Consider the following 25,873-nt stretch of genomic DNA (forward strand, 5'->3'; position numbering starts at 1 on the left):
GCCTCCCGTCCGTCTGCGTGCTTCGTCGCACACCGAATGAGCAGAAGACGCCGGGTGCCCTGGGGCGACCCGACGTCTTCTGCGCACTCGGTGCAGCGTGGTGCGGCCTAGCGGCGCGACGCCTTTACGGGGACGGTGAAGATGTTGCCGGTGGTGACGCCCTCTTCGACCTCTTCCAGGGTGCGGCCGCGGCTCTCTGGCACGAACTTCCAGATGAAGAGCAGGGCGAGGAGCCCGACGATCCCGAAGCCGAAGAACGTCCCGGTGATGCCGGTCGCGGCGACGATGGTCGGGAAGTACAGCCCGAGGAACGCGTTCGCGATCCAGAGGCAGAACACCGAGATGCCCATGCCGAGCGCGCGGATCTGGGTCGGGAAGATCTCGGACAGGACGACCCACACGGCGATGTTGAGGAAGGTCTGCATCGAGCCGACGAACGCGACGACCAGGAACAGGATCACCCACGGACGAGCGGGGTTGCCCTCGGGCAGTGCGACCGACGCGATGCCGATCAGGAAGTGGCAGGTCGTCGTCAGCGTGAACCCGAGGATCAGCGTCGTCCGGCGGTTGATCTTCTCCATGTTGTACAGGGCGATGACGCCACCGACCACGGCGATCACACCGGGTGCGATGTTCGCGATGAGGGCTGCCGATGCCTGGAACCCGGACTCGATGAGCACGGTCTGGCCGTAGTACATGATCGAGTTGATGCCGGTGAGCTGCTGCGCGACGCCGAGTCCGGCGCCGATGAGCACGATGCGGATGAGCCACTTGTTCCCGCGCAGCGTCTGCCACCCGCTGACGCGCTCGACCTTCGCCTCGATGTCGTTGCTCCGCTTGATGTCGTCGAGCTCGGCACGGGCACGGTCGGTGGTCCGCACCTGCTCGAGGACGGAGAGTGCTTCGTCGTAACGGTTCTTCGACGCGAGCCAGCGCGGCGACTCCGGCACCCGGAGCATGCCGACGAAGAGGGCGATCGCGGGGAGCGCGCAGACGGCCAGCATGACGCGCCACACCCCGTTGCCCTCACCCCACACGCTGCCGATGACCGCGTTGACCACGAACGCCGCGAGCTGGCCGATGACGATCATCAGCTCGTTGCGGCCGGACAGGGATCCGCGGATCTCGTACGGGGCGAGTTCGGCGAGGAAGACGGGCACCACCGTCGACGCGCCACCGACCGCGAGGCCGAGGAGCACACGACCGATGACGATGACCTCGAACGTCGGCGCGAACACGCAGATCAGCGTGCCGACGAAGAACGTGACGGCGAGCAGGATGATCGTCTTGCGGCGCCCCCAGCCGTCGGCGATGCGGCCGCCGAGCATGGCACCGATCGCGGCGCCGAACAGCAGCGAGCTCGTGACGACACCCTCGGTGAAGTTGGTGAGGCCGAGCTCCGTCTTCATCGGGTTCAGGGCGCCGTTGATGACGCCGGTGTCGTACCCGAAGAGCAACCCGCCGAACGTGGCGACGAGGGCCAGCACGCCGAGACGTCGGCGGTGCGGCCCGGTCCCCAACGGGGGCAGTGCGACAGTCGGGGCTGTCGGTTTGATGTCGACCATTCGGTGACTCCTTCGTCGGTGATCGCGCGTCAGTGCGTGGACCGATCGTAACCCGATTCCATGTCCTGTCAATTGGACATTCTGTCGTCAGGTCGTTTGGATCGGTCCACAGAACACCTGATGAGGACGGGAGCGGTCCAATCTGCGATGCAGCGTCAGCGGTCGTCGTCGACGGGGCCGTCGCCGAGGACGTCCCCCAACGACGCCATGTCCGCACCGTGGTCGGTGTAGCGGCGGACGGTGCGTCGAGCGGCCGCACTGGCGGCGCCGGACAGGGCGGGGTTGCGCCGAGCGGCGTCGGCGACGCGGCCCGCGTGCCCCGCGGTCGAGAGCAGCACGTTCGCCAGCGCACGGGCGTCACCCCGCTCGGGGACCCCGGTCACGGTCCAGGCCGTGCGGACCTGCGCGTCCGGGGTGACGCCACGACGAGTGCCCATCCGGTGCCAGTCGGACAGCACGCCCTCGGTGCGCGAGGCCGCGCGGTCCGCCTCTCCCGCACGACGGCGGGCGGCGTCACGGGCGTCGGACTCGGTGTCCGTGCCCTCGACCGTGTCGTACCGGTCGGTGAGCCCGTCGGCCCGGCGCCGGACACTGTCGGCCCGTTCACGCGCCGCGGCGTCGTCACCACCCGCCGCTGCGATGCGGGCGGCGTGCGCGGCGGCAGCCGCGGCGAGGATCTCCGAACGCTCCATGCCCTCGACCGTAGCCGCTCCGACCGACACCGGCGGACCGTCCGTCGCGGTGGCGGGGCACCGCGACCAGCCGCGTTCCGCACTGAGCGACACCGCACGGGACGGCGCGCGCATGAGGTGTCGCTGAGCGCGAAACCGGCCCGGCGACCGGCCCGCGGCCGCAGCGCACGCACACGACGGACGGGAGGCCCGTGGCGGATCCGCCACGGGCCTCCCGTCCGTCAGGTGGGGGCGTGCGCTACTTCCGCAGCTCCAGGTACTTCGCGATGAGCGCCTTGGTCGACGGGTCCTGCGCGTCGAGCGCGGCCTGGTCGCCCTCGACGGCCGGCGTGACCTGCAGCGCCAGCTGCTTGCCGAGCTCCACACCCCACTGGTCGAACGAGTCGATGCCCCAGATCGTGCCCTCGGTGAACACGATGTGCTCGTACAGCGCGATGAGCTGGCCGAGCACGCTCGGGGTGAGCTCCGGCGCGATGATCGACGTGGTCGGCTTGTTGCCGGGGAACGTGCGGGCCGCGACGATTCCTTCGTCGGTGGTGCCCTCGGCGCGGACCTCGTCGGCGCTCTTGCCGAACGCCAGCGCCTTGGTCTGCGCGAAGAAGTTCGCCAGGAACAACGTGTGCACGTCGGTGCCGGGCGCGACGCCCTCGCCGTCGCCGGTCTCGTCCTGCAGCGGACGGGCCGGGTTGGCGACCGTGATGAAGTCGGCCGGGATCAGGCGGGTGCCCTGGTGGATGAGCTGGTAGAACGCGTGCTGGCCGTTCGTGCCGGGCTCACCCCAGAAGACCTCGCCGGTCTCGGTGGTGACGGGCGAGCCGTCCCAGCGGACGCGCTTGCCGTTCGACTCCATCGTGAGCTGCTGCAGGTACGCGGCGAAGCGGTGCAGGTACTGCGTGTACGGCAGGACCGCGTGGCTCTGCGCACCGAGGAAGTTCGTGTACCAGACGTTGAGCAGGCCCATCAGGACGGGGACGTTCTGCTCGAGCGGCGTGGTGCGGACGTGCTCGTCGATGGCGTGGAAGCCGGCGAGGAACTGCTCCCAGTTCTCCTTGCCGATGGCGATGACGACGCTCGTGCCGATGGCCGAGTCGACCGAGTAGCGGCCGCCCACCCAGTCCCAGAAGCCGAAGGCGTTCTCGGGGTCGATGCCGAACGCCTCGACCTTGTCGAGCGCGGTGGAGACGGCGACGAAGTGCTTGGCGACGGCGTTCTTCTTCTCGTCGTCGGCGGCGTCGGTCAGGCCGAGCTTCTCCCACAGCCACTGGCGGGCGAGGCGCGCGTTCGTCAGGGTCTCGAGCGTGCCGAAGGTCTTCGACGCGACGATGAAGAGCGTGGTCTCGGGGTCCAGGTCCGCGGTCTTCTCGTAGATGTCCGCCGGGTCGATGTTCGACACGAAGCGGGCCCCGAGGCCGGGCTGGACGTAGGGCTTGAGCGCCTCGTAGACCATGACCGGGCCGAGGTCGGAGCCACCGATGCCGATGTTGACGACGGTCTCGATGCGCTTGCCGGTGACACCGGTCCAGGCACCGCTGCGGACCTGCTCGGCGAAGCCGTAGACCTTGTCGAGCGTGGCGTGCACGTCGGCGTCGACGTCCTGGCCGTCGACGGTCAGCGGCGCGGCCGGCACGAGGCCCTCGGTCGCCTTCGGACGACGGAGCGCGGTGTGCAGTACGGCGCGGTCCTCGGTGACGTTGATGTGCTCACCGGCGAGCATCGCCTGGAAGCGCTCGGCGACACCGGTGTCCTCCGCGACCTGCAGCAGCGCGGCGAGGACCTCGTCGGTCACCAGGCCCTTGGACAGGTCGACGGTCAGGTCGGCAGCTTGGAAGGTGTACTGCTCGGCACGACCGGGGTCGCTGTCGAACCACCCTCGCAGGTCCGGGGTGAAGCCGGCAGCGATGCTGTCGAGCTTCTTCCAGCCTTCGGTCGATGTGGGGTCGACGGGAGCGGATTCGGTCACTTCGGTCCTCCTGGGGATCACGTTCGAGACGTACAGCCCGCGGGTCACGCAGCGCTGCGTCGCGGACCGTCTTCGAGCGTAGTGCGCTCCGGCAGGTGGTGCGCACAGTCGGACGGGAGGCGCGGCTCGCGTTCGCTGCGCGCGTCACGCCTCCCGGCCGGTCGCGTTCATCGCCGCGGTCGGCTTGCCGGGTTCAGGGCTGCGGTCGGCCTGCCCGGTTCACGACTGTGGCCGGGTTCACGACTGCGGTGCGAAGCGGCGCAGGCGCAGGCTGTTCGTCACGACGAAGACCGACGAGAACGCCATCGCCGCACCCGCCAGCACCGGGTTCAGCAGCCCCGCCATCGCGAGCGGGATCGCCGCCACGTTGTACGCGAACGCCCAGAACAGGTTGCCCTTGATGACGCCGAGCGTCGCGCGGGACAGCCGGACGGCGTCGGCCACCACGGTGAGCCGACCGCTCACGACCGTGATGTCGCTCGCCGCGATGGCCGCGTCGGTGCCGGCGCCCATCGCGATGCCGAGGTCTGCGGCTGCCAGCGCGGCGGCGTCGTTCACGCCGTCGCCGACCATCGCGACGCTCCGGCCCTCGGACTGCAGCCGGCGGACGGCCTCGAGCTTCGACGCCGGGGTCGCGCGGGCGTGCACCTCGTCGATGCCGACCCGGGCGGCGACGGCACGTGCTGCGCCGTCGTTGTCGCCGGTGAGCAGGACCGGGCGCAGGCCGAGCGCGCGGAAGCGGGTGATCGCGTCGGCGGCCTCGGGCTTCACGGTGTCGCCGACGACGACCACGCCCAGGGCGCTGCCGTTCCGGGCGACGACGACCGCGGTGGCCCCGTCGGCCTCGGCGCCGTCCACCACGTCGGCGAGCACCGGCGGCAGGGTGATCGACCATGCGTCGGCGAGCCAGCGGGTCGTGCCGACCAGGACGACGTCACCGTCCACGACGGCCTGCACCCCGGCACCGGCGGTGGCGGTGAACTGCTCGGCCGCGGGCAGGTCGGTGGCCCGGGCGCGGGCCGCGGTGGTCACGGCGCGGGCGACGGGGTGCTCCGAGCCGTCCTCGACCGCGGCGGCGAGCCGGAGCACGGCGTCCTCGGTCTCGTCGACGACGGTCACGGACCGCAGGGTCATCGACCCGGTGGTGACGGTGCCGGTCTTGTCGAGCACGACGGTGTCGACGCCGCGCGTGCGCTCGAGCACCTGCGGGCCGCCGATCAGGATCCCGAGCTGCGAGCCCCGACCGGTGCCGACCAGCAGCGCGGTGGGCGTGGCGAGCCCGAGGGCGCACGGGCACGCGATGATCAGGGTGGCGACGGCGGCGGTGAAGGCCGCCGTGACCGAGCCGCCGAGCACGAGCCAGCCGACGAAGGCCAACACGGCGAGCGCGATGACGATCGGCACGAAGACGCCGGACACGCGGTCGGCCAGACGCTGCACCTCGGCCTTGCCGGTCTGGGCGTCCTCGACCAGGCGCCCCATGCGGGCGAGCTCGGTGTCGGCACCGATGCGGGTGACGGCGACGACGAGTCGGCCGCCGACGTTGATCGTGGCGCCGGTGACACGGTCGCCCGGTCCGACCTCGACCGGCACGGACTCGCCGGTGAGTATGCTGCGGTCGACGGCCGAGGAGCCGTCCTGCACCAGGCCGTCGCTCGGGATCCGCTCGCCGGGTCGCACGACGACGACGTCGCCGACGACGAGGGACGAGGTCGGCACGCGGTGTTCGGCACCGTCGCGCAGGACCGTGGCGTCCTTCGCACCGAGTTCGAGCAGCGCCCGGAGTGCGGCACCGGACTGCGTCTTCGCACGGGCCTCCATGTACCGGCCGGCGAGGATGAACACCGTCACGGCGGTCGCGACCTCGAGGTACAGGTCGGCGGCCTCGGGGTCGGTGGCGAACCACGAGAACGTCATGTGCATGCCGGTCGTGCCGGCGTCCCCGAGGAACAGGGCGTACAGCGACCACCCGAACGCGGCGAGGACCCCGACGCTCACCAGGGTGTCCATGGTGGCGGCACCGTGGCGGGCGTTCACCCATGCGGCACGGTGGAACGGGAGCGCACCCCAGACCGCGACGGGTGCCGCGAGCGTCAGGGCGAGCCACTGCCAGTTCGGGAACTGCAGGGCCGGCACCATCGAGAGCACCACGACGGGCACCGCGAGCACGGCGGACACGACCAGGCGTCGTCGCAGCGGTTCCGCCCGGTCCTGGTCGGCCCTGGGCTCGGCGTCGGCGGCAGCGGGCGGCGCCGGCACCGTGGCGCCGTAACCGGCGGACTCCACCGCGGCGATCAGCGACTGGGGGTCGGCGGTGCCGTCGGCCGCGACCTGCACCTGCGCCTTCTCGGTGGCGTAGTTCACGGTGGCGGTGACGCCGGGCAGCTTGCCGAGCTTTCGCTCGATGCGGTTCGCGCACGAGGCGCAGGTCATCCCGGTGATGTCGAGTTCGACGGTGCGGTCCGTCACGAGCGCGCGACCTCGTAGCCTGCCTCGGCCACCGCGGCGTGCAGGGCGTCCGCATCGACCGGCGCCGCGGAGCTGACGGTGACCTCGGACGAGCCGCCGGGGACGAGTCGGACGTCGACGCCCGTCACCCCGTCGACCTCGGAGAGTTCCTCGGTGACGCTCATCACGCAGTGTTCGCAGGTCATGCCCTCGACGAGCAGCGTCTCGGTGGTCATGGTGTCTCCTTCTGGTTGATCGATCGTCAGGGGTCAGGAGCGGACGAGCCGGGCGATCGCCTGGCTGGCCTCGCGCACCTTCTCGTCGGCGGCGTCCCCGCCCTCGGCGACGGCCTCGGCGACGCAGTGCGCCAGGTGGTCTTCGAGCAACGACAGCGCGACGCGTTCGAGCGCCCGGTTCGCCGCGGATATCTGGGTCAGGACGTCGATGCAGTACGTCTCGTCCTCGACCATCCGCGCGATCCCGCGCACCTGCCCCTCGGCGCGACGGAGTCGCTTGAGCAGGTCGTCCTTGTCGCCGATGTACCCGACGTGTTCGTGCATGTCCGCCTCCACCGTTCTCAATACGGTACCCCCCTAGGGTATTCCTTTCCTTGTCTGGTGCAACTGATGGCATGATCGGCGCATGGACACCTCGACGACGAACGGATTCCGCCGGCTGCGGTTCTCCGACGGTGAGGGTTCCGACTACTCCGAGATCTTCGCCGCGGAGTACGGCGGCTCGGACTTCGCCTCGGAGACCTTCGCCACCGACGACACCCGGTACGAGTACACGGTCGTCGGCGACGACGACCTGTCACTCCGCACCATGCGTGCCGAGGGCGGGCGACGCGGCGGGGTCATCGGTGTGCGGGACGACCACGTGGTGTTCTGGCTGACCAAGGGCCGGCTCGAGATGCACTTCGCCGACCGCACCCGCGTCGTCGAGCCGGGCAGCCCGTACATCGCCTCGGCGTCCGAGGCGTACCGGTTCGAGTCCGACGGCACCGTCTACAACGGCGTGCACGTGTCCGACCGCTTCCTGCGGAGCGTCGGCCGCGACCTCGGCTACCGGCTGCCGGACGGTCCGCTGCTGTTCGACCAGCAGGACGAGGTCATCGCCCGGCGCGAACCGCTCCGGCACCTCATCCGCGAACTCGGCCCGGCACTGGTCGACGACCGCGTGCTCGGCCCGATGCGGACCGCGCTGAACCGTCGGCTGGCCGTCGTCATCCTCGACACGTTCCCCATCCGCAACCGCGGCGACGACGTCCCCGTGGCGAACCGGCTGCGTGACGCCGTCCGGTTCATCGAGCTGCACGCCGCCGAACGCCCCTCGATCCCCACCATCGCCGCCGCCTGCGGGCTCAGCCAGCGTGGACTGCAGGACGTCTTCGCCCGGACGCTCGACACCACTCCGCACCGGTTCCTCCGCGACCACCGCCTGGACCGGGTGCGAGAAGAGCTCCTGCGCGCGGACCGCGGCGGCGCGACTGCAGCGGACTGCCCGCTCGTGTCGTCGGGGATCGCCGTGATCGCCCGGCGGTGGGGCTTCACGAACCCCGGCCGGTTCGCCGAGACCTACCGCGAACGGTTCGGCGAGGACCCGGCCACCACGAAGCGCGCGGCACTCGCGGCGCAGCCGGAGGCCGGCAGGGCGTCGTGGCGTGTCCGTCGTGCGGTGTCCTACATCGAACAGCACCTCGACGACCCGCTCACGCTCGACGACATCGCAGCCGCCGCAGGGGTGCTCCCCCGTCGGTTGCAGCAGCTCTTCCGCGAGGAGCGCGGCCAGTCCCCGATGGCCTGTGTCCGCGCCATGCGGGCCGCTGCCGAACGCAACGACGCGGCCGGAATCGGCGAAACGGCCTGACGGAACGCCCCGGGGGTACACGCAGATCCCCGGATTTCCGGGGATCCCTGGATTTTTCCCGAATCCGAGAAGTCGTGTGTGACGAATCTCTTCCACAGCCCGTCTCATCCGTGAACAGCAACCGCTGGGAACGCCCGGCGGGTCAACGGAAGGAATGAACCATGGCTGACACCACCACCCCCACCCCGGCCACCACGGCGACCCGTGCCACCTCGCACGCCGGCACCAGCGGCGTCACCGGCAAGACCGTCATCGACGACACCGTCGTGTCGAAGGTCGCCGGCATCGCCGCCCGCGAGGTCAACGGCGTGCACTCCCTCGGCAACGGCGCAGCCCGTGCCATCGGCGCCATCCGCGACGCGATCGGCCAGCGCGACTTCGGTCAGGGCGTCAAGGTCGAGGTCGGCGAGAAGCAGGTCGCCGCGGACATCGTGATCGTCGCCGAGTACCCGGTGTCGCTCCAGCAGGTCGCCGACGGTGTCCGCACCGGTGTGGCCCGTGCCCTCGAGCAGATCGTCGGCATGGAGGTCGCCGAGGTCAACGTGACCGTCCAGGACGTCTACATCCCGGGTGACGACGACGACAACGACGACGAGAAGAAGGAAGCGCGAGTCGCATGAGCAACACGCTGATCGGCGCCCTCATCGGCGCAGTCCTCGCCGTCGTGGCACTGCAGTTCGGGTTCTGGGGCTTCGTGCTCGTGATCGTGTTCGGTGCGATCGGGGCCCTCGTGGCCGCCCTCGCCACCGGTCGCATCGACCGCGGCGCCCTGACCGACGTGCTGACCGGACGCCGGAGCTCCCGGTGAACGCCGGCCCGGACGTCCCGGGCCGCGTCGAGATCACCGCACGCGCGCTCACCTCGCTGGCGCGGGCCGTCGCAGCCGAAGGGCTCGGCGCCCCCGCCAAGCGGGTGCGCGTCGGACTCGGCGACGCGTCGGGAGCACTGTCCCTCGACATCACCGGGCCGATCGCCGCGAGCGACGACATCGTCTCCGGGTCGATCCGGATCGCTGACCAGGTCAAGGGCCGCGTGAGCGACCTGACCGGGCGCCGCGTCGGCAGTGCCCACATCGAACTCACCGGGATCGTGCGCGAGCACGAGTCCCGTGCCCGCTAGGAGGCCATCATGAGCAACGGTTCCGTCGAACGACGCATCCGTCGTCGGAGCGTGCACCGCTCCCGCTCCACAGCAGTGGCGGTGGCCCTCGTGGTGCTCGCCCTGGTGGCCGCCTGGATCGGCACCGAGTCGGTGCTCAGTGCCATCGGACGCCCACCGCTCGTCGCCGACCCCCAGACCGTGGTCGACACGGCGCTCCGCCCGGACGCCGCGTTCGTCACCATCGTCGAGGTCATCGCTGGCGTGCTCGTCGTCCTCGGCGTCGTGCTGGTCGTCCTGGCCCTCAAGCCCGGTCGCCAGCACCGATCGGTCGTCGAGCACGAGCGTGGTGCGGTCGTCATCGACTCCCGCATCGTCGCCTCCACCGCGGCGAACGCCGCCGGCATGGCGGCCGGCGTCCCCGAGGGGAACGCCTCCGCCACCGCCCGCGGCCGTTCCACCGAGGTCCGCATCGTCCCCGTCACCGGTGTGCCGGTCGACGAGGCGACCGTCCGCGCCGCCGTCGTGGAGCGCCTGAGCGGCCTCGACGAGCGTTTCGGCCGACGCGTCCGCGTCCGGGTCGAGGAGAAGGGAACCCTCGCATGACCAAGAGCAACCGGACCCTCAACCGGATCATCCTGTTCGTCCTCGGCCTGGTCGCCGTCGTCGTCGGGATCGCGATGGGCGCGGGTGTCCTGCCCGCCGTCCAGGATGCGCTCAAGCCGTACGTCGACCTCCCCCGCAGCCTCGACATGCCCGCGTCCGCGCTGTGGATCGTCGCCGGGGCCGCGGCCCTCGTGGTCGTCCTGTCACTCGTGTGGGCGTCCACCCGCGGTGGTGGCGGCACGTCCGTCGCCGTCCGGGAACGCTCGGGCGACGACGCGGTCACCATCAACGTCGCACTCGTCCGGGACGTCGTCGAACACGAACTCGCGGGTGTCCGCGACGTGGTCGGCTCCCGCGTCGACACCTACCTCGTCCGCCGGCAGCGCGCCGCACGGATCCGTGTCGCGGTCCGCCGCGGCGGGGACGCCGTCACCGTGGTCGACGCCGTCGACCGAGCCGTCGCGGTCCTCGACCGCACCCTCGGCCGTCCGGTCCCGGTGCTCGTGCACCTGACCGGCGGTACCCGCTCCGCGCTCGCGAAGGCGACCCGCGTCCACTGACACCCGTCAGCCGGACGCACCCCCGGGCCTCCCGGCCCACCTCCACACCACCGGGCACACGCCCACCCACGAAAGGACCCGTCATGGGACTCGACGACAAGATCAAGAACGCCGCTCAGGACCTCGCCGGCAAGGCGAAGGAAGCCGTCGGCAACCTGACCAACGACGACGCCAAGGTCGCCGAAGGCAAGAAGGACCAGACCGCTGCGAGCGCGAAGCAGACCGGCGAGGACGTCAAGGACGTCTTCAAGAAGTAGGTCGCACGACCGCGTCGGGGCACCCGTCGAACGGGTGCCCCGACGCGTCCCCGCGCTGATCCCGAACGAGGAGGAACCATGCAGCACGACCCCCATGCGAACACGCAGGTCACCGAGGTGGCCCTGCCCGCAGCACTGACGGAGCCGCTGCCCGACGACGCGAGCACCGCGACGATCGTCGCGCGCACCGCGGCGGAGACCGCACTCGGCGTGCCCGGCGTGCACCACCTCGGCGGGATCGCCGCCCGTGCCGCCGACCAGCTGCGGAAGCAGCTCGGCCGCTCGGCGGGCACCGCCGGCGTGCAGGTCGACGAACAGGACGGCGAGCTCAGTGTCCAGGTCGCCGTCGTCGTCAGCTACCCGCACCCGGTGCTCGACGTCGCCGCCGAGGTCCGGCAGCAGGTGCGCGCAGCGACGCGCCAGCTGTCCGACCTGCACACCACGGTCGACGTGCGCGTCCTCGACGTGCACGGCCCGTTCGACGACGAGCAGTCCCCGCTGGGTCGCGCCGCCGAGCAGACGACCGACGCCCTCAAGCAGGCGGCCGAGTCGACCGGCGACGCCGTCAAGCGGGCCGCCGAGACGACCGCGGACGCCACGAAGCGCGCTGCCACGGCCACGGCGGACGCGACGAAGCAGGCTGCCGACGCCACCGCTGACGCCACCAAACAGGCAGCGTCCGCCACCGCCGACGCCACCAAGCGCGCTGCCGACGCCACCGCCGACACGACGAAGCGTGCCGTCGACGCCGCTGCCGAGACCGGCGAGCGTGTTCGCGACTCCGCCTCGGAGTCCCTCGCCCGCGCATCGGAGCAGGCCGCCGACGCGGCATCGTCCGCGAAGGACGCCGCCGAACAGGCCCGCGACGTCGTCGTCGAGACAGCCGGCACGACCCGCGACCGGGCCGCCGACGTCGCCGGTGCCGCGGCCGAAGCGGCTGACGACGCCGCTGACGCCGCTGACTCGGCCGCCGACGCCGCAGCGGCACCGCGGCACCGGGACCAGCCGTGACCACCGCCTGGTCCGGAGGGCGCCGGTCCCGCGACCGGCGCCCCCGACCCCGCGGCGTCTGGATCGCCGGCGGCATCGGGGTCTTCCTCGTGCTCGCCATCGCGGTCGGCGGCTTCCTGCCGCTGGTCGGGTTCCTCGGCGGGGTCACCGCGACCACCGCCGGCCTCGTGCCGTTCCCGTTCGTCCGCGTCACCCTCATCGCCCTGCTCGGCGCGGTCGTGGTGCTCGCCCTGCTCCTGCTCGCCCTGACCCGCCGGCACACCGCCACCGCGACGACCGCCGTCGTGCTCGCCGTCCTGGTGAGCGTGGCCGTCACCCTGGTCCCCGTCGTCCTGGTCGCCGTCGGGTCCGCCGACCGCGCGGGCGACGTCTGGCCGATCGTCACGGAGCTCTGGAACCGCTTCACCGGCTGACGTCGTGCACGCGGTCCCGGACTGGAGGCCCGCCCCACCCGCCCACGTCGGCGCACCCGGGTGGTCCTCCGGTCCACTGCCCGTCCGCTAGCCTCGCGACGTGAAGCGTCTCTCCCCCGGCCAGCGCTGGGTCATCGGTCTCGGCGCGTTCGCGCTCGTCTGTCTCGTCGTCGGCGTCATTGCGTTCGCGGTCGGCTTCCCCTGGGGCGGCGTCGTCGGCATCATCGGGCTGCTGCACCTCGGCCTGACCGGCCTGGCCGGTGCACTCGTCTGGACCTCGACCCCGGCGATCGCGCCGCGTCCCGTCAAGCGTCCGACGCCGCGCCCCGGAGCGACGCACCGGGTCTTCTCGTACGGCACCCTCCAGCAGCCCCTGGTGCAGGAGTCCCTGTTCGGCGACCACGTCCCGACGACCGCGGACTCCCTGCCCGGCTGGCGACTCGACTGGGTGACGATCACCGACCCGGACGTCATCCGGACGAGCGGCTCCGACCGGCACCCGATCCTGCGCCGCGGCGCCGCGGGCGACGTCGTCGAGGGCGTGGCCCTGACGCTCGGGTACGAGTGGCAGCTCCGCGCGGTCGACGACTACGAGGTCGCCGACTACCAGCGCATCCAGGTCACGCTGGCATCGGGCTGGACAGCCTGGGTCTACGTGGCGGCCGACGAGGCCTGAGCCGCGGCGCGCAGCCGCTCCAGCCCCTGGTCGATCGACACCGACGGGGTCCACCGCAGGTCCTGCCGGGTCCGCCGCTGGTCGAACCAGTGCGCGGTCGAGAGCTGTTCGGCCAGGAACCGGGTCATCGGCGGCTCGTCCTCGCCCGGTCGGACACGCCAGACGGCCTCGACCACTGAGCCCGCGATCCGGGCGACCGCCGCCGGCACGTGCCACTGCGGCGGTCGGACGCCCGACGCCGTGCAGATGCCGGCGAGCAGGTCGGCGACCGGGCGGGGCTCACCGTTCGTGACGACGTACGCGTTGCCGTGGACGCCGTCGTCCGTGGCGTGCTCGAGCGCCGCGACCATGGCCGTCGCGGCGTTGTCGACGTAGAGCGTGTCGATGAGCGCGGCGCCGGAGTCGAGCAGTGGGAGTCGTCCGGCCCGGGCCCGCTCGACGATCCGTCCGACGAGCTGCGTGTCACCCGGCCCCCACACCAGGTGCGGCCGGACCGCCACGACGGCGAAGTCCGGGGCGTCGGCGTCGAGTGCCAGCAGCTCCGCCGCGGCCTTGGTGCGGGCGTAGTCGCCACGGGCACGGGACGGTTCGGCAGGTCCGGCGTCGGCCCCGACGAGCGACGACCCGGTGTGCGCGACCGACGGCGACGACACGAAGACGAAGCGCGCGACCCCGGCGGCACGGGCGGCTCGCAGCAGTGATCGCGTTCCGTCGACGTTCACGCGCGCGAAGTCGGCTGGGTCCCCGGCGAGCGACACCTTGGCGGCCAGGTGCACGACGGCTTCGACCCCGTCGACCGCGCGGGCGAGCGCAGTGTCGTCGGTCATCGTGCCGGCGACGTCCTGCACCCCGGCGACGCCCGAGGGACGGCGCTGGAACGTGCGGACCTCGTGTCCGGCGTCCCGCACGGCGGCGGCGGTGGCCTGCCCGAGGAACCCGCTGGCCCCGGTGACCAGGACCTTCACGGCCGGACCATCCGTCCGCCGGACAGCACCGAGCCGGCCCAGCGGGACAGCCGGGTGCGGTCGACCTTGGAGTTGTGCCGGATGTCGGTCGGCAGCACGGGCACGACGAGCACCGCGGCGAGCCGGACCCCGGCGGCAGCGCGGACCGCGGCGGCGAGCTGCGGCGACGCCAGACCCGGCCGGCGCCCGGCGGGTTCGGTCTCGACGACGGCCACAACCTGCTGCGTGCCGATCGGACCGATGCCCGCCACCCCGGCACGTCCGACACCGTCGACGCCCTCGATCCGCTGCTCCGGCCCGACCGGTGTGACGACCCCGTCGGGCGTGGTGAGCACGTGCTGCAGCCGGCCTTCGACCCACACCCGTCCCGCGGAGTCGAGGTGTCCGACGTCCCCGGTGCGGTGTCCGCGCGGGTCGTCGACCCCGAGCCGCGAGACCCGGTCGGTGCGCCAGAGCCGGTCGTAGTGGTCGCGCACGTGCGGTGCCGCGACGACGATCTCGCCGGTGACCCCGGGCGCGTCCGTCAGGGCTCCGGTCGCGCGACCGGAACCGTCGAGCGGCGCGATGCGGACGCGGACGTTCTCCGCCGGCGCCCCGACGCAGATCCCCTCGTCGGTGGACCGGCCGGCGGCGCGGACCCCGTCCAGGTCGACGTCGGTCATGAGCAGCCCCTCGGTCATGCCGTAGGGGGTGTGGGCAGTGGCGTTCGGCATCAGCTCGGTCGCCGCGGTCAGCAGCGCGGCCGACACGGGAGCGCCGGCCGACAGGAACAGCCGCACGCCCCGCAGCGCCGCACGGTCGGCGTCGGTGAGCTCCGACGCAGTCTCGACGACGTTGGCCAGCGCTGCCGGCGACAGGAACACCACGGTGGCATCGGCGGCGCCGACCGACGCAGCGACCGCCTTCGCCGTGAGCGTGCGCGGCGCGGTGACGTCCATGTCGGGCGCGACCGACCTGGCGCCGAGGGCCGGGCCGAGCAGCGCGAACGGTGCGAACCCGGCGACGAGTCCGGTGCCGACCCCGACGTCGTACTGGGTCGCCAGGGCGTCCCGGACGGCGCTCAGCTGCCCGTGCGTGTACACGACGCCCTTCGCCGGGCCGGTCGACCCCGAGGTGAACAGCACCGCGGCGGGCGCGTCCGGCGACGGCGCTGCCGGCAGTTCCGCCCCGTGTGCGAGACGACGCGCACCACGTCGGGCCACGTCGACGAGCGTGTGCTCGACGCGCAGCGCCCTCCGTGCCGGTGCGGGCAGCGAGACCGTCGCGATGCGTCGCCCCGGCCAGCCGAGGGCACGCGCGGCACCGAGGCCGGGCAGCGCGCCGATGATCCAGTCGGGTCGGGCACCGCGGACCGCGCGGGTCAGGCCGCTGAGGCCGAGTCCGGCATCGGCGACGACGACGACCGCCCCGATCCGCACGCAGGCGTACAGGACGGCGGTCAGGTCGGCACCGGGGGTCACCAGGAGCGAGACACGGTCGCCGCTCCGGACCCCCAGGTCGTCCAGCCCGGCGGCGATCTCGTCGACCCGTCGGGCGAGCAGCCGCCACGTGATCGTGCGGGGACCGCCCGCGGCGGCCATCTCGACCAGGGCGGGGTCGTCACTCCCCCGCAGCTCGTCGAGCCGCGCCCAGAGCGGCGGCGTCGCCGCGGCGGGCCGGTCCGTGTCCACGGGTCCGGACTGGAGGCCCGGGTCGGCCTGTGCAGGACGGCCACCGTCCGGCAGGCGGTCACCGAGCCAGTCGAACACCGCGCCCGCCACGTCGGCGTCATCAGGCAGCAGGTGCCCAGCGCCCTCGAACCGGTGGACGTCGGCGTGCGGCATCCGCTCGGTCAGGTCGTCCAGGTAGCGCTCGAGGAACACCGGGTCACGCGGACCCCAGAGCAGGAGCGCCGGCACGTCGAGCGCCGCCACACCCGCAGCGATGCGGTCGAGCTCCGGCGCACTCCGGTGCCGGGCGTCGACAGGGATGTCCGCGACGAAGCCGCCGATGCCACCGCGCCGCGCGGCACCGCGGTAGGGCGCCCGGTAGCCGTCGGCCGTGGCACGGTCGAGCTTCGGGTGCGCGATGGCCAGGGTGGTCTCGAGGAACGCGGGGGTCACGACCGTCGCGCGGCCGAGCATGCCGGGGCCGAGGGCGAGCCGCAGCGGGGCGGGGATCGGGGCGTCGTCGGGCTGGTGCACCGCGGTGTTGCACGTCATCGCGGCGGCCAGGACGTCCGGGTGGTCGACCGCCCAGCCGAGCGACACCACACCGCCCCAGTCGTGGCCGAGGGTGACGACCGGGCCGGTCAGCCCGAGTTCGTCGGTCAGGGCACCGAGGTCCGCGACGCGCTGCGGCAGCCCCCGCTCGACGCCGGTGCGCTCCGAGAAGCCCATGTCGAGCTGGTCGACGGCGACCACGCGCCAGGCCGGGCCGCCGGCCTGGGCGACCTCGAGCGAGGTGCGGAGCACCGACCGCCAGAGGTACGACCAGGTCGGGTTGCCGTGCACGCACAGGATGGTGCCGACCGGTTCCACGCCGAGCGCGGCCAGGGACCCGGCCGTGTCGAGGAGGTGCCAGGTGCGCGCGGCGCGATCCGTTCCTCCCCTGCGATCTCCGGACCACGCGGGGACCGTGACCAGACGCGACCACGCCGGGTCGAGGCCGGGCAGGGAGGGTGGCTGCGTCGCCGGAGCCGTGCTCGCGGCGACGCGGGGCAACCGGGACCTCACCAGTGGAGTTCCATCATCGCCGTGTTGATGCCGGAGCCGACGCCGCCCAGGAACACGCGGTCACCGCGACGGATGCCGCCGGAGGCGACCTCGTCGGCCAGGGTGATCGGGATCGACGCGGGGCCGACGTTGCCGAACCGCTGGTAGGTGGTGGGGACCTTGTCGCGCGGGATGCCGATCGCCTCGACGAAGGCGTTGGTGTGCACGTCGGAGACCTGGTGCAGCACGTAGCGGTCCATGTCGGCCCAGTCGAAGTGGGCGCGGGCCTCGGTCCAGGCGGCGACGACGAGCTCCATGCCGCCCTTGAGCAGCATCTTGGCGTCCGTGAACATGCCGTCGACGCTGCCGACGCACAGGTCGTACCACTGGGTCGCCGCGCGGGTGACGCCGCCGACGATCCGGTGTCCTTCGGGGTGCAGGTCCGCCGGGCCGAGCACGGCCGCCGCGGCGCCGGACCCGAGGGTCAGGCTGGCGAACTCGCTCATGAAGTCCTTGCGGTTCCGCCCGCCCTGGTTCAGGCGGTCGATGGTGTTGAGCTGCACCTGGTCGGCGTCCTCGCCGTCGACGACGAGCGCGTACTTGATCTGCCCGGAGTCGATCATGCCCGCGGCGACGCTCATGGCGTTGACGAACCCGAGGCACGCGTTCGCGATGTCGAAGTTGATGGCCGACGACGGCAGCCCGAGCCCGTGGTGCAGGCGGACGGCCACCGACGGCTCCAGGTGCGGACGGGTCACCGAGGTGTTGATGAGCAGGCCGATCTCGTCCGGACGCACCCCGGCCTCGGCCATGGCACGGCGGCCGGCGTCGATCGCGGCGTCCTGGAAGGTCTGGCCCTCGCCCCAGTTGCGACGTTCGATGACCCCGGCGACGCGCTCGAGCAGCCCCATCGGCAGACGGAGACGACGGAGGACCCCACGGAGCTTGGCCTCGATGTCGGCCGAGGTCGTCACACGCTCCGCCGTGGTGGTCGCCACGGAGAGCAGTGAGACGTTCCGGTGCTTCGCCGTGGCGTTGCCCGGCTGCTCCGGTTCACTGCTCGATGCCTGGTCGACCGGCCGTTCCGTCATGATCGTCACCGACACATACTTCCGCATCTGGCCTGTGTGCGCGATCCGGATGCGCTGGACGGCTCCGGATCAGACGTCCTTCGGCAGCTTCCGCACCTTCGCGCGCCGCTTGCGACGCTCCGGGATCATCGAGCGCATCTCCTCGAGCTTGCCGAAGCAGAGCAGGCGGTCACCCGGCTCCAGGACGACACCGCTGCGCGGGTTCGGGATGACGTTCGAGCCACGGTGCAGGGTGAGGACCGTGATGTCGCGGTCCCAGAGCCCGGACTCCTTGATCGTCTTGCCGACCAGGTCCGCGTTGGTGTGCACGAGGAGCTCCGCGACGCCGTAGCCGGTCGAGACGGACAGCCGCTGGCGGACGTCGATCTCGGGGAACGCCACCTGGTTCGCGATGAAGTCGACGACCGCACCGGCGATGTCGAGGCCCGTGGCGCGCTCGACGCCCTCGAGCCCCGGTGAGGAGTTGACCTCCATCACGAGCGGCCCGTCGTTGCCCTCGAGCATGTCGACGCCGGCGACCTTGAGGCCCATGATCTGCGCCGAGCGGACGGCCACGGCCTCGTACTCGGGCGTGAGCGTGACCTTCTCGACGGTGCCGCCGCGGTGCACGTTCGACCGGAACTCGTCACCCGAGGCGGTCCGGCGCATCGCCGCCACGACCCGGTCACCGACGACCAGGGCCCGGATGTCCCGGCCGCGGCTCTCGGCGATGAACCGCTGGATCAGGACGTTCTGCTTGGTGGAGTGCAGGGTCTCGACGATCGACTCGGCGACCTTCGCCTCGGGTGCCAGGATCACGCCGATGCCCTGCGTGCCCTCGAGGAGCTTGATGACGACGGGCGCGCCGCCGACCCGTTCGATCGCGCCGCGCACGTCGTTGCGCCCGGCCACGAACGTCGTCGCCGGCATGCCGATGTCGTGCCGCGACAGGATCTGGTTCGCCCGGAGCTTGTCACGCGAGTTCGTGATGCCGTTCGCCGTGTTCGGCGTGTAGACGTCCATCTGCTCGAACTGCCGCACGACGGCGGTGCCGTAGTAGGTGATCGAGTTGCCGATGCGCGGCAGCACGGCGTCGTAGTCGCTCAGCAGCTTGCCGCGGTAGAGCAGGTCCGGGTCGTCACCGGACAGGTCGATCGCGAAGCGCAGCGTGTTGAGCACCTTGACCTCGTGCCCGCGGTCGAGTGCCGCTGCGCGGAGGCGCTGGGTCGAGTACGCCTGGGGCGCACGCGACAGGATGGCGAGTTTCATCGAGGGGTTCTCCGCTGGGTCGGATCGACGGCGACGCTCCATCAAAGCATGCGGACGTGGCCGCGGAGCATGCGACAGGATGGGCACATGGCCCGAGCTCCGAAGTCCTCCGACAGCGGGCTCGTCGTCGCCGGGTGGCGGGAGTGGGCGGGCCTGCCGGACCTCGGCGTGCCGTGGATCAAGGTGAAGCTCGACACCGGCGCCCGGAGCTCCGCGTTGCACGCCTTCGACCTCGAGGAACTGCCCGGCGAGCGGGTCCGGTTCTCGCTGCACCCCTGGCAGGACACCGATGCCGACGCCGCCACGATCGAGTGCGACGTGCACGACCGGCGCGTCGTCCGCAGCTCCACCGGGCACACCCAGGAACGCATCGTGGTGCTGACGCAGATCGCCCTGGCCGGGCGCGTCGTCGAGTCCGAGGTCACGCTGAGCAACCGCGACCAGATGGGCTTCCGGATGCTCGTCGGGCGCGAGGCGCTCCGGCAGGGCTTCCTCGTCGATCCTGCGCGGTCCTTCGTGGCCGGGCGGGCTCCGAAGGAGATCCGGCGCCGCAACCGCGGGCGCGCCTGAGCGGTCCTGGTCACCCGGCACGGGCCGTTGCCGCGACCGGTCGACGGCCTGGAGGCGCGGTGCGGCGCCGCCACGGGCCTCCCGTCCGCCTCGGCGCGCGTCTCGGGCGCTGGTCGGGTCAGCGACCCAGGTGCCGGCCGAGGAAGGCGAGCTGCTGCGGCGCCAGACGGCGCCAGTAGCCGTGCGTGTGGCCGCCGGGTGCGAAGCCCCCGGCCGGCGGCTCGGCGAAGCCGTCGACGTAGGCGTGCACCACCGGCGCGAACCCGTCGCCGTTGCCGCAGTCGACGCGGACCGCGACGCCGTCGAGCGCACGCTGCCGCCCGAGGACGGTGTTCGCGCGGAAGTCGGCCGCGTCGTCGAAGGCGCCGCGGGCGGTGTCGGCGGCCGACTTCCAGAGCGCGGGGCTGATGGCCGAGACGGCCCGGACGCGCGCGGCGCCGAGGACCCCTGCGAGCCGGAGCGCGCCGAAGCCACCCATCGAGTAGCCGGTCACGGCGAGGCGGTCGGTGTCGTACCCGCGGCGGGCGATCAGGGGCAGGAACTCGTCGACGACCATCGCGGCGGGGTCGTCCCCGTCGGCCCGTGGGTGCCAGTAGCGGTTGCCACCGTCGATCGAGGCGATCGCGAACGGGGCTCCGCCGGCGGCCACGTGCGCCGCGAGGAACCGGTCGTAGCCCAGGCTGCGCCCGAAGAACGAGGTGTGGTCGTCGCCGTACCCGTGCAGCGCGACCGCCACCGGCAAGGGGGTGTCGGACGCCGGTGCCGCGATCGTCCAGCCGACGGTGCGGCCCTTCCGCGCCGCCGACACGAAGGTGCCGGAGGTCGTGGGGACGGGCTCGACGTCGGGGACCGTGCCGTCGGTGCCGTCCAGACCGAGGACCCGGTACATGGTCGAGCGCCCGGGCAGCAGTCCGAGGTTGATCGCCTCGGCCACGGCTCCCGCGGCGACGACGCCCGTCCCGCCGATCAGCAGGGAGCGGCGGGTGATCGTGGCAGCACGCGATCGGGTCATGGGGTGGGCGCCGTTCCGTCGGGGGTGGTGTGTTCCCGGATGAGGGACGTGGCGACGGACCGTGCCGTCGTCGTGTCGAGCGCGGGGTCGCGCAACCGCATCGCAAGGGAACCGGAGACGATGAGGAGCAGCTGGTCGGCGAGGGCCTCGGCACGGGGACCGACCACCGGCGCGGCCCGCGACACGAGCCGCTGCCGCAACGTGGTGGTCTCGAGGTCCAGGACCTGCCGGACCTCGGCTGGCGCGTCCGCGTACTCGGCGGCGGTGCCGAGGAAGGCGCACCAGCGGGAGCCCGTGGGCGTCGAGCGGTAGTCGTCGAGGGCGTCGAACACGGCCAGCAGCCGGCCCAGGTCGTCCCGTTCTGCGGCGACCGCACGGTCCCAGGTGGCGATCCAGTCGTCGTGGCGACGGGTGAGCGCCGCGGCGACGAGTGCCTCCTTGCTCGCGTAGCCGCGGTAGAGCGTCGCCGTCGAGACCCCGGCCCGTTCGAGGACGGCGTCGATCGGGGTGGCGGCGATCCCCTGCGAGAAGAAGAGCTCCTCGGCGGCGTCGAGCAGCCGTTGCTCGGTTCCTGGGCGCATCACCATGACAGCACCCTAGGGTCTGAAAAGTGAAACGATCGTTTTCGTTGCGACATCGACTGCTCCTCGTGAGCGGACTCGGCCTGATCGCGGCCACCTACGGCCTGGTGCGGCTGGCGTACGGGCTGTTCCTGCCCGACGTGCAACGCGACCTGGAGCTCCGGTCCGACGCCGCCGGATGGGTCTCGTCGGGCGCCTCGGCGCTGTACTGCGTCGGTGCGGTCGCCGGGTTCCTGCTCGCCGCACGGATGCCCCGGGTCCTCGTCGCGGTTGCCACGCTGGTGGCGGGGGTCGGTGCGATCGCCATGGCCACCGCCGACGGTCCGGCGCCGTTCGGTGTCAGCGCAGTGCTCGCGTCGGCAGGCGCCGGGCTCGCGTCCCCCGCACTCGTGCGACTCGTCGCGGAGCAGGTGCCGTCCGCGCTGCTCGGTCGAGCGCAGGCGGTCGTGAACGCCGGCACCGGACCGGGGCTCGTGGGCGCCGGGGTCCTCGCGCTCGTGCTGCTGCCCGACTGGCGGACGGCCTGGGCGGTGTCCGCGGTGTTCGCCCTGGCCGTCGGAACCCTGTTGCTCGTGGTGTCCCGGGGTGGTGCGGCGACATCCCGGCCCCCGCTGCCCGGTGCTCCGTGGTTCGCGGCGCACCGAGGGGTCATCGTGCTGGCGCTGCTGTTCGGGGCCGGGTCCGCCGTCGTCTGGACCTACGGTCGTTCGGCCCTGGTGGACGCCGGTGCGTCGGTCGTGGTCTCGGTGTCGGCCTGGATCGCGCTCGGGGTCGGCGGAGCGGCCGTCGTGGTCACTGCGCGGTGGACGAACGGACTGCACGCCCGGACCCTCTGGGCGGTCACGGCGGGCTCGGTCGCCGTCGCCGTCGTCGTGCTGGGGGCCTTGCCGCAGTCGACGGTCGCAGCACTGCTGGCGTGTGCCGTGTTCGGTTGGGGCTACACGGCGGCGACCGGGGCGCTGATCGCGTGGACGACCGAGATCGACTCCGAGCGGTCGTCGGCCGGCACGTCGATGCTGTTCGTCGCACTCGTGCTCGGGCAGGCCGTCGGCGCGGCGGGTGCCGGAGCGCTCGTCGGTGCGATCGGGTTCGTCGCGACGTTCGTGGTCGGGGCCGTCGTGACCGCGGCGAGCGCCGTCCCCGCGGTGGTCCGTCGGCCGGGTGGGGTCCGTGCCGTCAGAGCAGCGGGCGGAGCTCGATCTTCCGGTTGCACGCCTGCGACGCCTGGTGCGCCACCCGGGCCGCCGTCTCGGCGTCCGGGAGCTCCATGACCCAGAAGCCGGCGACGTACTCGTCGGTGGCGGTCGCGGGTCCGGTCGTGGCGCGCCCGGCCGTCGCGGGTCCGGTGGCCGCGTCGCCCGCACCTGCACGGGCGTCGACCAGGGTGGCGTCGGCCGGTGCGGAGACCCCGGCCGCGAACACGATCGCGTCGGCCATCCGGGCGTTGAAGGCGTCGACCGCGGCGGCTTCGGCGTCGGTCGCGGAGTACGTGTTGCCGACGGCGGCGGCCTGGCCGTCGTCGATGACGTTGACGAGGAACTGCATGGCGTCTCCCCTGCTCGTTGGCGGGAGGCTACTCTCGTCGCGCACTGACCGGCCTCTTCGCCCCGAAGCTGCGGTTCCACTGGGACATCCGCAGATGCGGCAGTTTCACGTTTACCCTCTGTGAACATGAATTCGTCCTCTCGAGGAGCTGCAGCCGGGACTCGCCTCAGGCAAGGGCGCGGCTGGCAGACGCCGGTGTTCCTGTGCAGTGCCGCCCTGGTCGCGTCCTTCGTGTTCGTGGCCGAGGGGCTGGGTGCCCCGCGGCTGCCCGTCCTCGCGATTGCCGCTGTCGCCGTCATCGCACTGTGGCTCGTCGCGAGTACCCGGCGGGTCGTCCCCCGCGGAGGCAACCGACTGATGACCGTCGCCTGGGTCGCAACCGGCGTCCTCTACGTCCTCGCCGTTGCTCCGCTCGACGCCGCGGTGCTCCGAGGACTCGACGGGTCGACGTCGCTGATGGCATGGGGAGCGACCTCGCTCGTCGTCGCAGCTCCACTCATCGTGGCGGCAGCGCAGGCTCGGCCGCGGCGCCGATGACGAGCGGCGCCCACCCTCGGCACGAACTCGACGACCGGATCCACTCGCCGGTGCGGTTCTCACTGCTCGCCCTGCTCAGGACGGTGGACGAAGCGGAGTTCGGTGTCGTCCGGGACGCACTCGAGGTCAGCGACTCAACACTGTCCCAAGCAGCGGCGGTTCTGGGCGAGGCGGGGTTCCTCCGCGTCCGCAGGCTTCGCGTGGGGCGGAGCACGAGGAGCTGGCTCGCCCTCACCGACGCAGGACGAGATGCGTTCGAGCGGCACGTCGCCGTCATCCTGGCGATCGCCGAACCCGACGGGTGACCAGAGCACCGTGAAGCGAGCGGACGCCGAGCAGTCCAGCGTGATGGCGACATCGCACCGGGATTCCGCTAGCGTTTCGCGAGTGGGGACGACGGCGGAGTGGTCGCGACTGCCGGTGGGGCGGCACGAGTACCGACAGGACACGGTGCTCGCCGTGGTGCTGGCCGGTGGGCTCGCGCTCACGACGTTCCTGTACGGGTCGGCCGGCACGTACGGCGACGACCAGGCCGTCTGGTGGGTCTCGGCCCTGATGATCGTCGCGAACGCGGCACCGATCGCGTTCCGCCGACGGTTCCCCATGTCGGTGGCGTTGGTGTCGGCGGTGGCGTTCGCCGCGACGCAGCTGCTCCGTGTCCCCGAGGTCTTCCTCGTCAACTTCACGCTCTTCATCGCGCTGTACACGGTCGGAGCGTGGTGCTCGGACCGTGTCCGGTCGGAAGCGGTGCGCTGGGTCGTCATCGGTGGCATGTTCGCGTGGCTGTTCATCGCGATCTCGTTCGGGTGGGCGTCACCGAACTCCCTGCCGAACGACACGGACTCGCCCGTGGCGCCGTACGTGGCGATCTCGCTGCTCAACATCTTCATCAACGTGATCTACTTCGGCGCCGCCTGGTACGCCGGCAACCGCGCCTGGGCCTCCGCCGTCGCGCGGCACCAGCTCGCCGAGCGCACCGCCGAACTCGCCGCGGAGCGGGAACGGTCGGCCGCGCAAGCGGTCACGATCGAGCGGGTGCGGATCGCCCGCGAGCTGCACGACGTCGTCGCCCACCACGTGTCGCTGATGGGTGTGCAGGCGGGTGCGGCACGGCGCGTGCTCGACCGCGACCCGGGGCAGGCGTCCGCATCGCTCGAGGTGGTGGAGGAGAACGCCCGTACCGCGGTGGAGGAGCTGCGGCGGATGCTCGGTACCCTGCGCTCCGACGACGATGCGGCCGGCGGCGGGACGACCGGTGGCGACGGGCCGAGCACCGAGGGCATCACGCGGATCGCCGAACTGGCCGAGTCGGCCCGGGTGGCCGGCCACCCCGCCGAGTACGTCGTCGTGGGTACCGAGCGCCCGGTGCCACCGACGGTGGCCGCCGTGGCGTACCGGATCGTGCAGGAAGCGGTGACGAACATCCTGAAGCACGCCGGACCGACCGCCCGCGCCGACGTCCGGCTGCGGTACCTGGACGACAGCGTCGAGGTCGAGGTCGCGGACGACGGACTCGGTGCCCGTGCAGCCCAGAGCACCTCCGGCAGCGGGCTCGGGCACGTCGGGATGCGGGAACGCGTCGACGCCGTGGACGGACGGATCGAGATCGGGCCACGCGCCCGGGGAGGCTACCTGGTGCGTGCATGGCTGCCGACGACGTGAACGGGACGGCCGACCTGACCATCGTGCTGGCCGACGACCAGGAACTCGTCCGTGCCGGGTTCCGCGTGATCCTGGAGTCCGAGCCGGGCTTCCGGGTGGTCGGAGAGGCGTCGGACGGAGCGCGGGCGGTCGAGGCCGTGCAGGCGCTTCGCCCCGACGTGGTCTGCCTCGACGTGCAGATGCCCGGCGTCGACGGGCTCGAGGCCGCGCGGCGGATCGCGGCGCTGCCGGACCCGCCGGCGGTGCTCATCCTCACGACGTTCGACAGCGACGCTGCACTGTTCCAGGCGCTCGAGGCGGGAGCGAGCGGGTTCCTGCTGAAGAACGCCTCCCCCGAGCGGCTGATCGACGCGGTGCGGACCGTCGCAGCCGGGGACGCCCTGCTCGCGCCGGACGTCACGCGGCGGGTGATCAGCCGGGCGACGGCGACGACGCTGCCGGAGACCCGGCCCGAGCCGGCGACCACCGCGACGGCAGCGACGTCCGGCCGGGATGCGCTCACCGCCGCCGGCCTCACCGAGCGGGAGACCGAGGTGCTGCGGCTCCTCGCCCGGGGCCTGAGCAACGCGGAGATCGCCGCCGAGCTCTACGTCGGGGACGCCACCGTGAAGACCCACGTGTCGAACGTGCTGCAGAAGCTCGCACTGCGCGACCGGATCCAGGCGGTCGTCTGGGCGTTCGAGCACGGCGTCGCCGGCTGACCGAGCCCGACCGATCCGGCACCGGCGGGACAAGTCCGCACGGTGCCGAGTTCGCAGACATCGCCGCACCGTGCGCCATCGTTCAACCCGTGCAGCGTTGACCGCACCGTGCC

General features: G+C 72.4%; 27 protein-coding genes and 1 pseudogene. 16 read left to right on the plus strand and 12 right to left on the minus strand.

Annotated features, from left to right (window positions below):
- Window positions 1-107: 107 nt before the first annotated feature.
- From BIU95_RS07395 to BIU95_RS07420, 5 genes and pseudogenes are all read right to left on the minus strand, one after another.
- Window positions 108-1,565 (minus strand): sugar porter family MFS transporter, encoded by a 1,458-nt coding sequence (locus tag BIU95_RS07395; RefSeq protein WP_042539908.1) that lies wholly within the window; start codon window positions 1,563-1,565, stop codon window positions 108-110.
- A 155-nt stretch (window positions 1,566-1,720) separates the two neighbouring features.
- Entirely contained in the window at window positions 1,721-2,257 is a 537-nt protein-coding gene (locus tag BIU95_RS07400; protein WP_139179692.1) for a hypothetical protein, read from the minus strand.
- A gap of 238 nt (window positions 2,258-2,495) precedes the next feature.
- A complete protein-coding gene (gene pgi, locus BIU95_RS07405) occupies window positions 2,496-4,217 on the minus strand; it encodes a glucose-6-phosphate isomerase (protein WP_071251213.1) in 1,722 nt (573 codons plus the stop codon).
- 237 nt (window positions 4,218-4,454) lie between these two features.
- Window positions 4,455-6,938 (minus strand): annotated as a pseudogene (locus tag BIU95_RS07410) (heavy metal translocating P-type ATPase); the annotation flags it as partial.
- Entirely contained in the window at window positions 6,935-7,225 is a 291-nt protein-coding gene (locus BIU95_RS07420) for a metal-sensitive transcriptional regulator (RefSeq protein WP_027466001.1), read from the minus strand. The gene BIU95_RS07420 and the pseudogene BIU95_RS07410, both read right to left, overlap by 4 nt.
- A gap of 82 nt (window positions 7,226-7,307) precedes the next feature.
- On the opposite strand from BIU95_RS07420, the gene BIU95_RS07425 reads away from it, so the two are divergent.
- The 10 genes from BIU95_RS07425 (at window position 7,308) to BIU95_RS07470 (ending at window position 13,155) form a co-directional block, all read left to right on the plus strand.
- Entirely contained in the window at window positions 7,308-8,534 is a 1,227-nt protein-coding gene (locus tag BIU95_RS07425; RefSeq protein ID WP_071251217.1) for a helix-turn-helix domain-containing protein, read from the plus strand.
- Window positions 8,535-8,695: 161 nt separating this feature from the next.
- Complete coding sequence (locus BIU95_RS07430; RefSeq protein ID WP_017885413.1) at window positions 8,696-9,154, plus strand: Asp23/Gls24 family envelope stress response protein; 459 nt, start codon at window positions 8,696-8,698, stop codon at window positions 9,152-9,154.
- A complete protein-coding gene (locus tag BIU95_RS07435) occupies window positions 9,151-9,342 on the plus strand; it encodes a DUF2273 domain-containing protein (protein WP_017885412.1) in 192 nt (63 codons plus the stop codon). Before BIU95_RS07430 ends, BIU95_RS07435 begins: the two co-directional genes overlap by 4 nt.
- Window positions 9,339-9,653, plus strand: coding sequence for a hypothetical protein (locus tag BIU95_RS07440; protein ID WP_017885411.1), 315 nt, complete (start codon window positions 9,339-9,341; stop codon window positions 9,651-9,653). Before BIU95_RS07435 ends, BIU95_RS07440 begins: the two co-directional genes overlap by 4 nt.
- Window positions 9,654-9,662: 9 nt before the next feature.
- Window positions 9,663-10,238: a DUF6286 domain-containing protein gene (locus tag BIU95_RS07445; protein WP_056070061.1), complete on the plus strand. Its 576-nt coding sequence runs from the start codon at window positions 9,663-9,665 to the stop codon at window positions 10,236-10,238.
- Window positions 10,235-10,798, plus strand: coding sequence for a hypothetical protein (locus tag BIU95_RS07450; protein ID WP_071251219.1), 564 nt, complete (start codon window positions 10,235-10,237; stop codon window positions 10,796-10,798). Before BIU95_RS07445 ends, BIU95_RS07450 begins: the two co-directional genes overlap by 4 nt.
- A gap of 83 nt (window positions 10,799-10,881) precedes the next feature.
- Window positions 10,882-11,055, plus strand: coding sequence for a CsbD family protein (locus BIU95_RS07455; RefSeq protein WP_017885408.1), 174 nt, complete (start codon window positions 10,882-10,884; stop codon window positions 11,053-11,055).
- Window positions 11,056-11,133: 78 nt separating this feature from the next.
- Entirely contained in the window at window positions 11,134-12,066 is a 933-nt protein-coding gene (locus BIU95_RS07460; RefSeq protein WP_071251221.1) for an Asp23/Gls24 family envelope stress response protein, read from the plus strand.
- Complete coding sequence (locus tag BIU95_RS07465) at window positions 12,063-12,479, plus strand: MFS transporter permease (protein ID WP_071251223.1); 417 nt, start codon at window positions 12,063-12,065, stop codon at window positions 12,477-12,479. Before BIU95_RS07460 ends, BIU95_RS07465 begins: the two co-directional genes overlap by 4 nt.
- 100 nt (window positions 12,480-12,579) lie before the next feature.
- Window positions 12,580-13,155, plus strand: coding sequence for a gamma-glutamylcyclotransferase family protein (locus tag BIU95_RS07470; protein WP_231564040.1), 576 nt, complete (start codon window positions 12,580-12,582; stop codon window positions 13,153-13,155).
- Here BIU95_RS07470 and BIU95_RS07475 read toward each other — a convergent pair.
- The 4 genes from BIU95_RS07475 to BIU95_RS07490 all read right to left on the minus strand — a co-directional run bounded on the left by BIU95_RS07475 (window position 13,131) and on the right by BIU95_RS07490 (window position 19,152).
- Window positions 13,131-14,120, minus strand: coding sequence for an NAD(P)-dependent oxidoreductase (locus BIU95_RS07475; RefSeq protein ID WP_071251226.1), 990 nt, complete (start codon window positions 14,118-14,120; stop codon window positions 13,131-13,133). The two genes, BIU95_RS07470 and BIU95_RS07475, sit on opposite strands and share 25 nt — an antisense overlap.
- Window positions 14,117-16,822, minus strand: coding sequence for an alpha/beta fold hydrolase (locus BIU95_RS07480; RefSeq protein ID WP_071251228.1), 2,706 nt, complete (start codon window positions 16,820-16,822; stop codon window positions 14,117-14,119). The genes BIU95_RS07475 and BIU95_RS07480 overlap by 4 nt, the downstream gene beginning before the upstream one ends.
- An 8-nt stretch (window positions 16,823-16,830) precedes the next feature.
- Window positions 16,831-17,904, minus strand: coding sequence for a 3-oxoacyl-ACP synthase III (locus BIU95_RS07485; protein WP_042537701.1), 1,074 nt, complete (start codon window positions 17,902-17,904; stop codon window positions 16,831-16,833).
- Between the two features lie 69 nt (window positions 17,905-17,973).
- Window positions 17,974-19,152: a RimK family alpha-L-glutamate ligase gene (locus tag BIU95_RS07490; RefSeq protein WP_042537686.1), complete on the minus strand. Its 1,179-nt coding sequence runs from the start codon at window positions 19,150-19,152 to the stop codon at window positions 17,974-17,976.
- Between the two features lie 87 nt (window positions 19,153-19,239).
- On the opposite strand from BIU95_RS07490, the gene BIU95_RS07495 reads away from it, so the two are divergent.
- Window positions 19,240-19,722, plus strand: a complete 483-nt coding sequence (locus BIU95_RS07495) for a RimK/LysX family protein (RefSeq protein WP_017886827.1) — start codon at window positions 19,240-19,242, stop codon at window positions 19,720-19,722.
- Window positions 19,723-19,840: 118 nt separating this feature from the next.
- Here BIU95_RS07495 and BIU95_RS07500 read toward each other — a convergent pair whose 3' ends face one another.
- Both BIU95_RS07500 and BIU95_RS07505 read right to left on the minus strand, forming a co-directional pair.
- Entirely contained in the window at window positions 19,841-20,734 is an 894-nt protein-coding gene (locus BIU95_RS07500; RefSeq protein WP_071251230.1) for an alpha/beta hydrolase family protein, read from the minus strand.
- The gene (locus BIU95_RS07505) at window positions 20,731-21,321 is read right to left on the minus strand and encodes a TetR/AcrR family transcriptional regulator (RefSeq protein WP_071251232.1); all 591 of its coding nucleotides are present in this window, start codon (window positions 21,319-21,321) and stop codon (window positions 20,731-20,733) included. The genes BIU95_RS07500 and BIU95_RS07505 overlap by 4 nt, the downstream gene beginning before the upstream one ends.
- 62 nt (window positions 21,322-21,383) lie before the next feature.
- On the opposite strand from BIU95_RS07505, the gene BIU95_RS07510 reads away from it, so the two are divergent.
- Complete coding sequence (locus BIU95_RS07510; protein WP_071251234.1) at window positions 21,384-22,586, plus strand: MFS transporter; 1,203 nt, start codon at window positions 21,384-21,386, stop codon at window positions 22,584-22,586.
- On the opposite strand, the gene BIU95_RS17720 is transcribed toward BIU95_RS07510, so the two are convergent.
- Window positions 22,492-22,860 (minus strand): YciI family protein, encoded by a 369-nt coding sequence (locus BIU95_RS17720; protein WP_083389291.1) that lies wholly within the window; start codon window positions 22,858-22,860, stop codon window positions 22,492-22,494. The genes BIU95_RS07510 and BIU95_RS17720 overlap by 95 nt on opposite strands.
- A gap of 195 nt (window positions 22,861-23,055) precedes the next feature.
- Here BIU95_RS17720 and BIU95_RS07520 point away from each other — a divergent pair, with 195 nt between their 5' ends.
- From BIU95_RS07520 to BIU95_RS07535, 4 genes are all read left to right on the plus strand, one after another.
- On the plus strand, window positions 23,056-23,397 hold the full coding sequence (locus BIU95_RS07520; RefSeq protein ID WP_017886831.1) for a hypothetical protein: 342 nt from the start codon (window positions 23,056-23,058) through the stop codon (window positions 23,395-23,397).
- On the plus strand, window positions 23,394-23,702 hold the full coding sequence (locus BIU95_RS07525) for a transcriptional regulator (RefSeq protein WP_017886832.1): 309 nt from the start codon (window positions 23,394-23,396) through the stop codon (window positions 23,700-23,702). The genes BIU95_RS07520 and BIU95_RS07525 overlap by 4 nt, the downstream gene beginning before the upstream one ends.
- 82 nt (window positions 23,703-23,784) lie before the next feature.
- On the plus strand, window positions 23,785-25,059 hold the full coding sequence (locus BIU95_RS07530; RefSeq protein ID WP_175470737.1) for a sensor histidine kinase: 1,275 nt from the start codon (window positions 23,785-23,787) through the stop codon (window positions 25,057-25,059).
- Entirely contained in the window at window positions 25,041-25,760 is a 720-nt protein-coding gene (locus tag BIU95_RS07535) for a response regulator transcription factor (protein WP_071251239.1), read from the plus strand. Before BIU95_RS07530 ends, BIU95_RS07535 begins: the two co-directional genes overlap by 19 nt.
- Window positions 25,761-25,873 lie beyond the last annotated feature (113 nt).

The sequence above is a fragment of the Curtobacterium sp. MCBA15_007 genome, from assembly GCF_001864905.1.
Taxonomy (GTDB): Bacteria; Actinomycetota; Actinomycetes; order Actinomycetales; family Microbacteriaceae; genus Curtobacterium; species Curtobacterium poinsettiae.

What these genes read in the sequence shown, in the direction of transcription:
- BIU95_RS07395 (WP_042539908.1), bottom strand. Translation starts at nt 1,565, where the DNA reads ATGGTCGACATCAAACCGACAGCCCCGACTGTCGCACTGCCCCCGTTG.
- BIU95_RS07400 (WP_139179692.1), bottom strand. Translation starts at nt 2,257, where the DNA reads ATGGAGCGTTCGGAGATCCTCGCCGCGGCTGCCGCCGCGCACGCCGCC.
- BIU95_RS07420 (WP_027466001.1), bottom strand. Translation starts at nt 7,225, where the DNA reads ATGCACGAACACGTCGGGTACATCGGCGACAAGGACGACCTGCTCAAG.
- BIU95_RS07425 (WP_071251217.1), top strand. Translation starts at nt 7,308, where the DNA reads ATGGACACCTCGACGACGAACGGATTCCGCCGGCTGCGGTTCTCCGAC.
- BIU95_RS07430 (WP_017885413.1), top strand. Translation starts at nt 8,696, where the DNA reads ATGGCTGACACCACCACCCCCACCCCGGCCACCACGGCGACCCGTGCC.
- BIU95_RS07435 (WP_017885412.1), top strand. Translation starts at nt 9,151, where the DNA reads ATGAGCAACACGCTGATCGGCGCCCTCATCGGCGCAGTCCTCGCCGTC.
- BIU95_RS07445 (WP_056070061.1), top strand. Translation starts at nt 9,663, where the DNA reads ATGAGCAACGGTTCCGTCGAACGACGCATCCGTCGTCGGAGCGTGCAC.
- BIU95_RS07450 (WP_071251219.1), top strand. Translation starts at nt 10,235, where the DNA reads ATGACCAAGAGCAACCGGACCCTCAACCGGATCATCCTGTTCGTCCTC.
- BIU95_RS07455 (WP_017885408.1), top strand. Translation starts at nt 10,882, where the DNA reads ATGGGACTCGACGACAAGATCAAGAACGCCGCTCAGGACCTCGCCGGC.
- BIU95_RS07460 (WP_071251221.1), top strand. Translation starts at nt 11,134, where the DNA reads ATGCAGCACGACCCCCATGCGAACACGCAGGTCACCGAGGTGGCCCTG.
- BIU95_RS07485 (WP_042537701.1), bottom strand. Translation starts at nt 17,904, where the DNA reads ATGACGGAACGGCCGGTCGACCAGGCATCGAGCAGTGAACCGGAGCAG.
- BIU95_RS07490 (WP_042537686.1), bottom strand. Translation starts at nt 19,152, where the DNA reads ATGAAACTCGCCATCCTGTCGCGTGCGCCCCAGGCGTACTCGACCCAG.
- BIU95_RS07495 (WP_017886827.1), top strand. Translation starts at nt 19,240, where the DNA reads ATGGCCCGAGCTCCGAAGTCCTCCGACAGCGGGCTCGTCGTCGCCGGG.
- BIU95_RS07500 (WP_071251230.1), bottom strand. Translation starts at nt 20,734, where the DNA reads ATGACCCGATCGCGTGCTGCCACGATCACCCGCCGCTCCCTGCTGATC.
- BIU95_RS07505 (WP_071251232.1), bottom strand. Translation starts at nt 21,321, where the DNA reads ATGGTGATGCGCCCAGGAACCGAGCAACGGCTGCTCGACGCCGCCGAG.
- BIU95_RS17720 (WP_083389291.1), bottom strand. Translation starts at nt 22,860, where the DNA reads ATGCAGTTCCTCGTCAACGTCATCGACGACGGCCAGGCCGCCGCCGTC.
- BIU95_RS07525 (WP_017886832.1), top strand. Translation starts at nt 23,394, where the DNA reads ATGACGAGCGGCGCCCACCCTCGGCACGAACTCGACGACCGGATCCAC.
- BIU95_RS07535 (WP_071251239.1), top strand. Translation starts at nt 25,041, where the DNA reads ATGGCTGCCGACGACGTGAACGGGACGGCCGACCTGACCATCGTGCTG.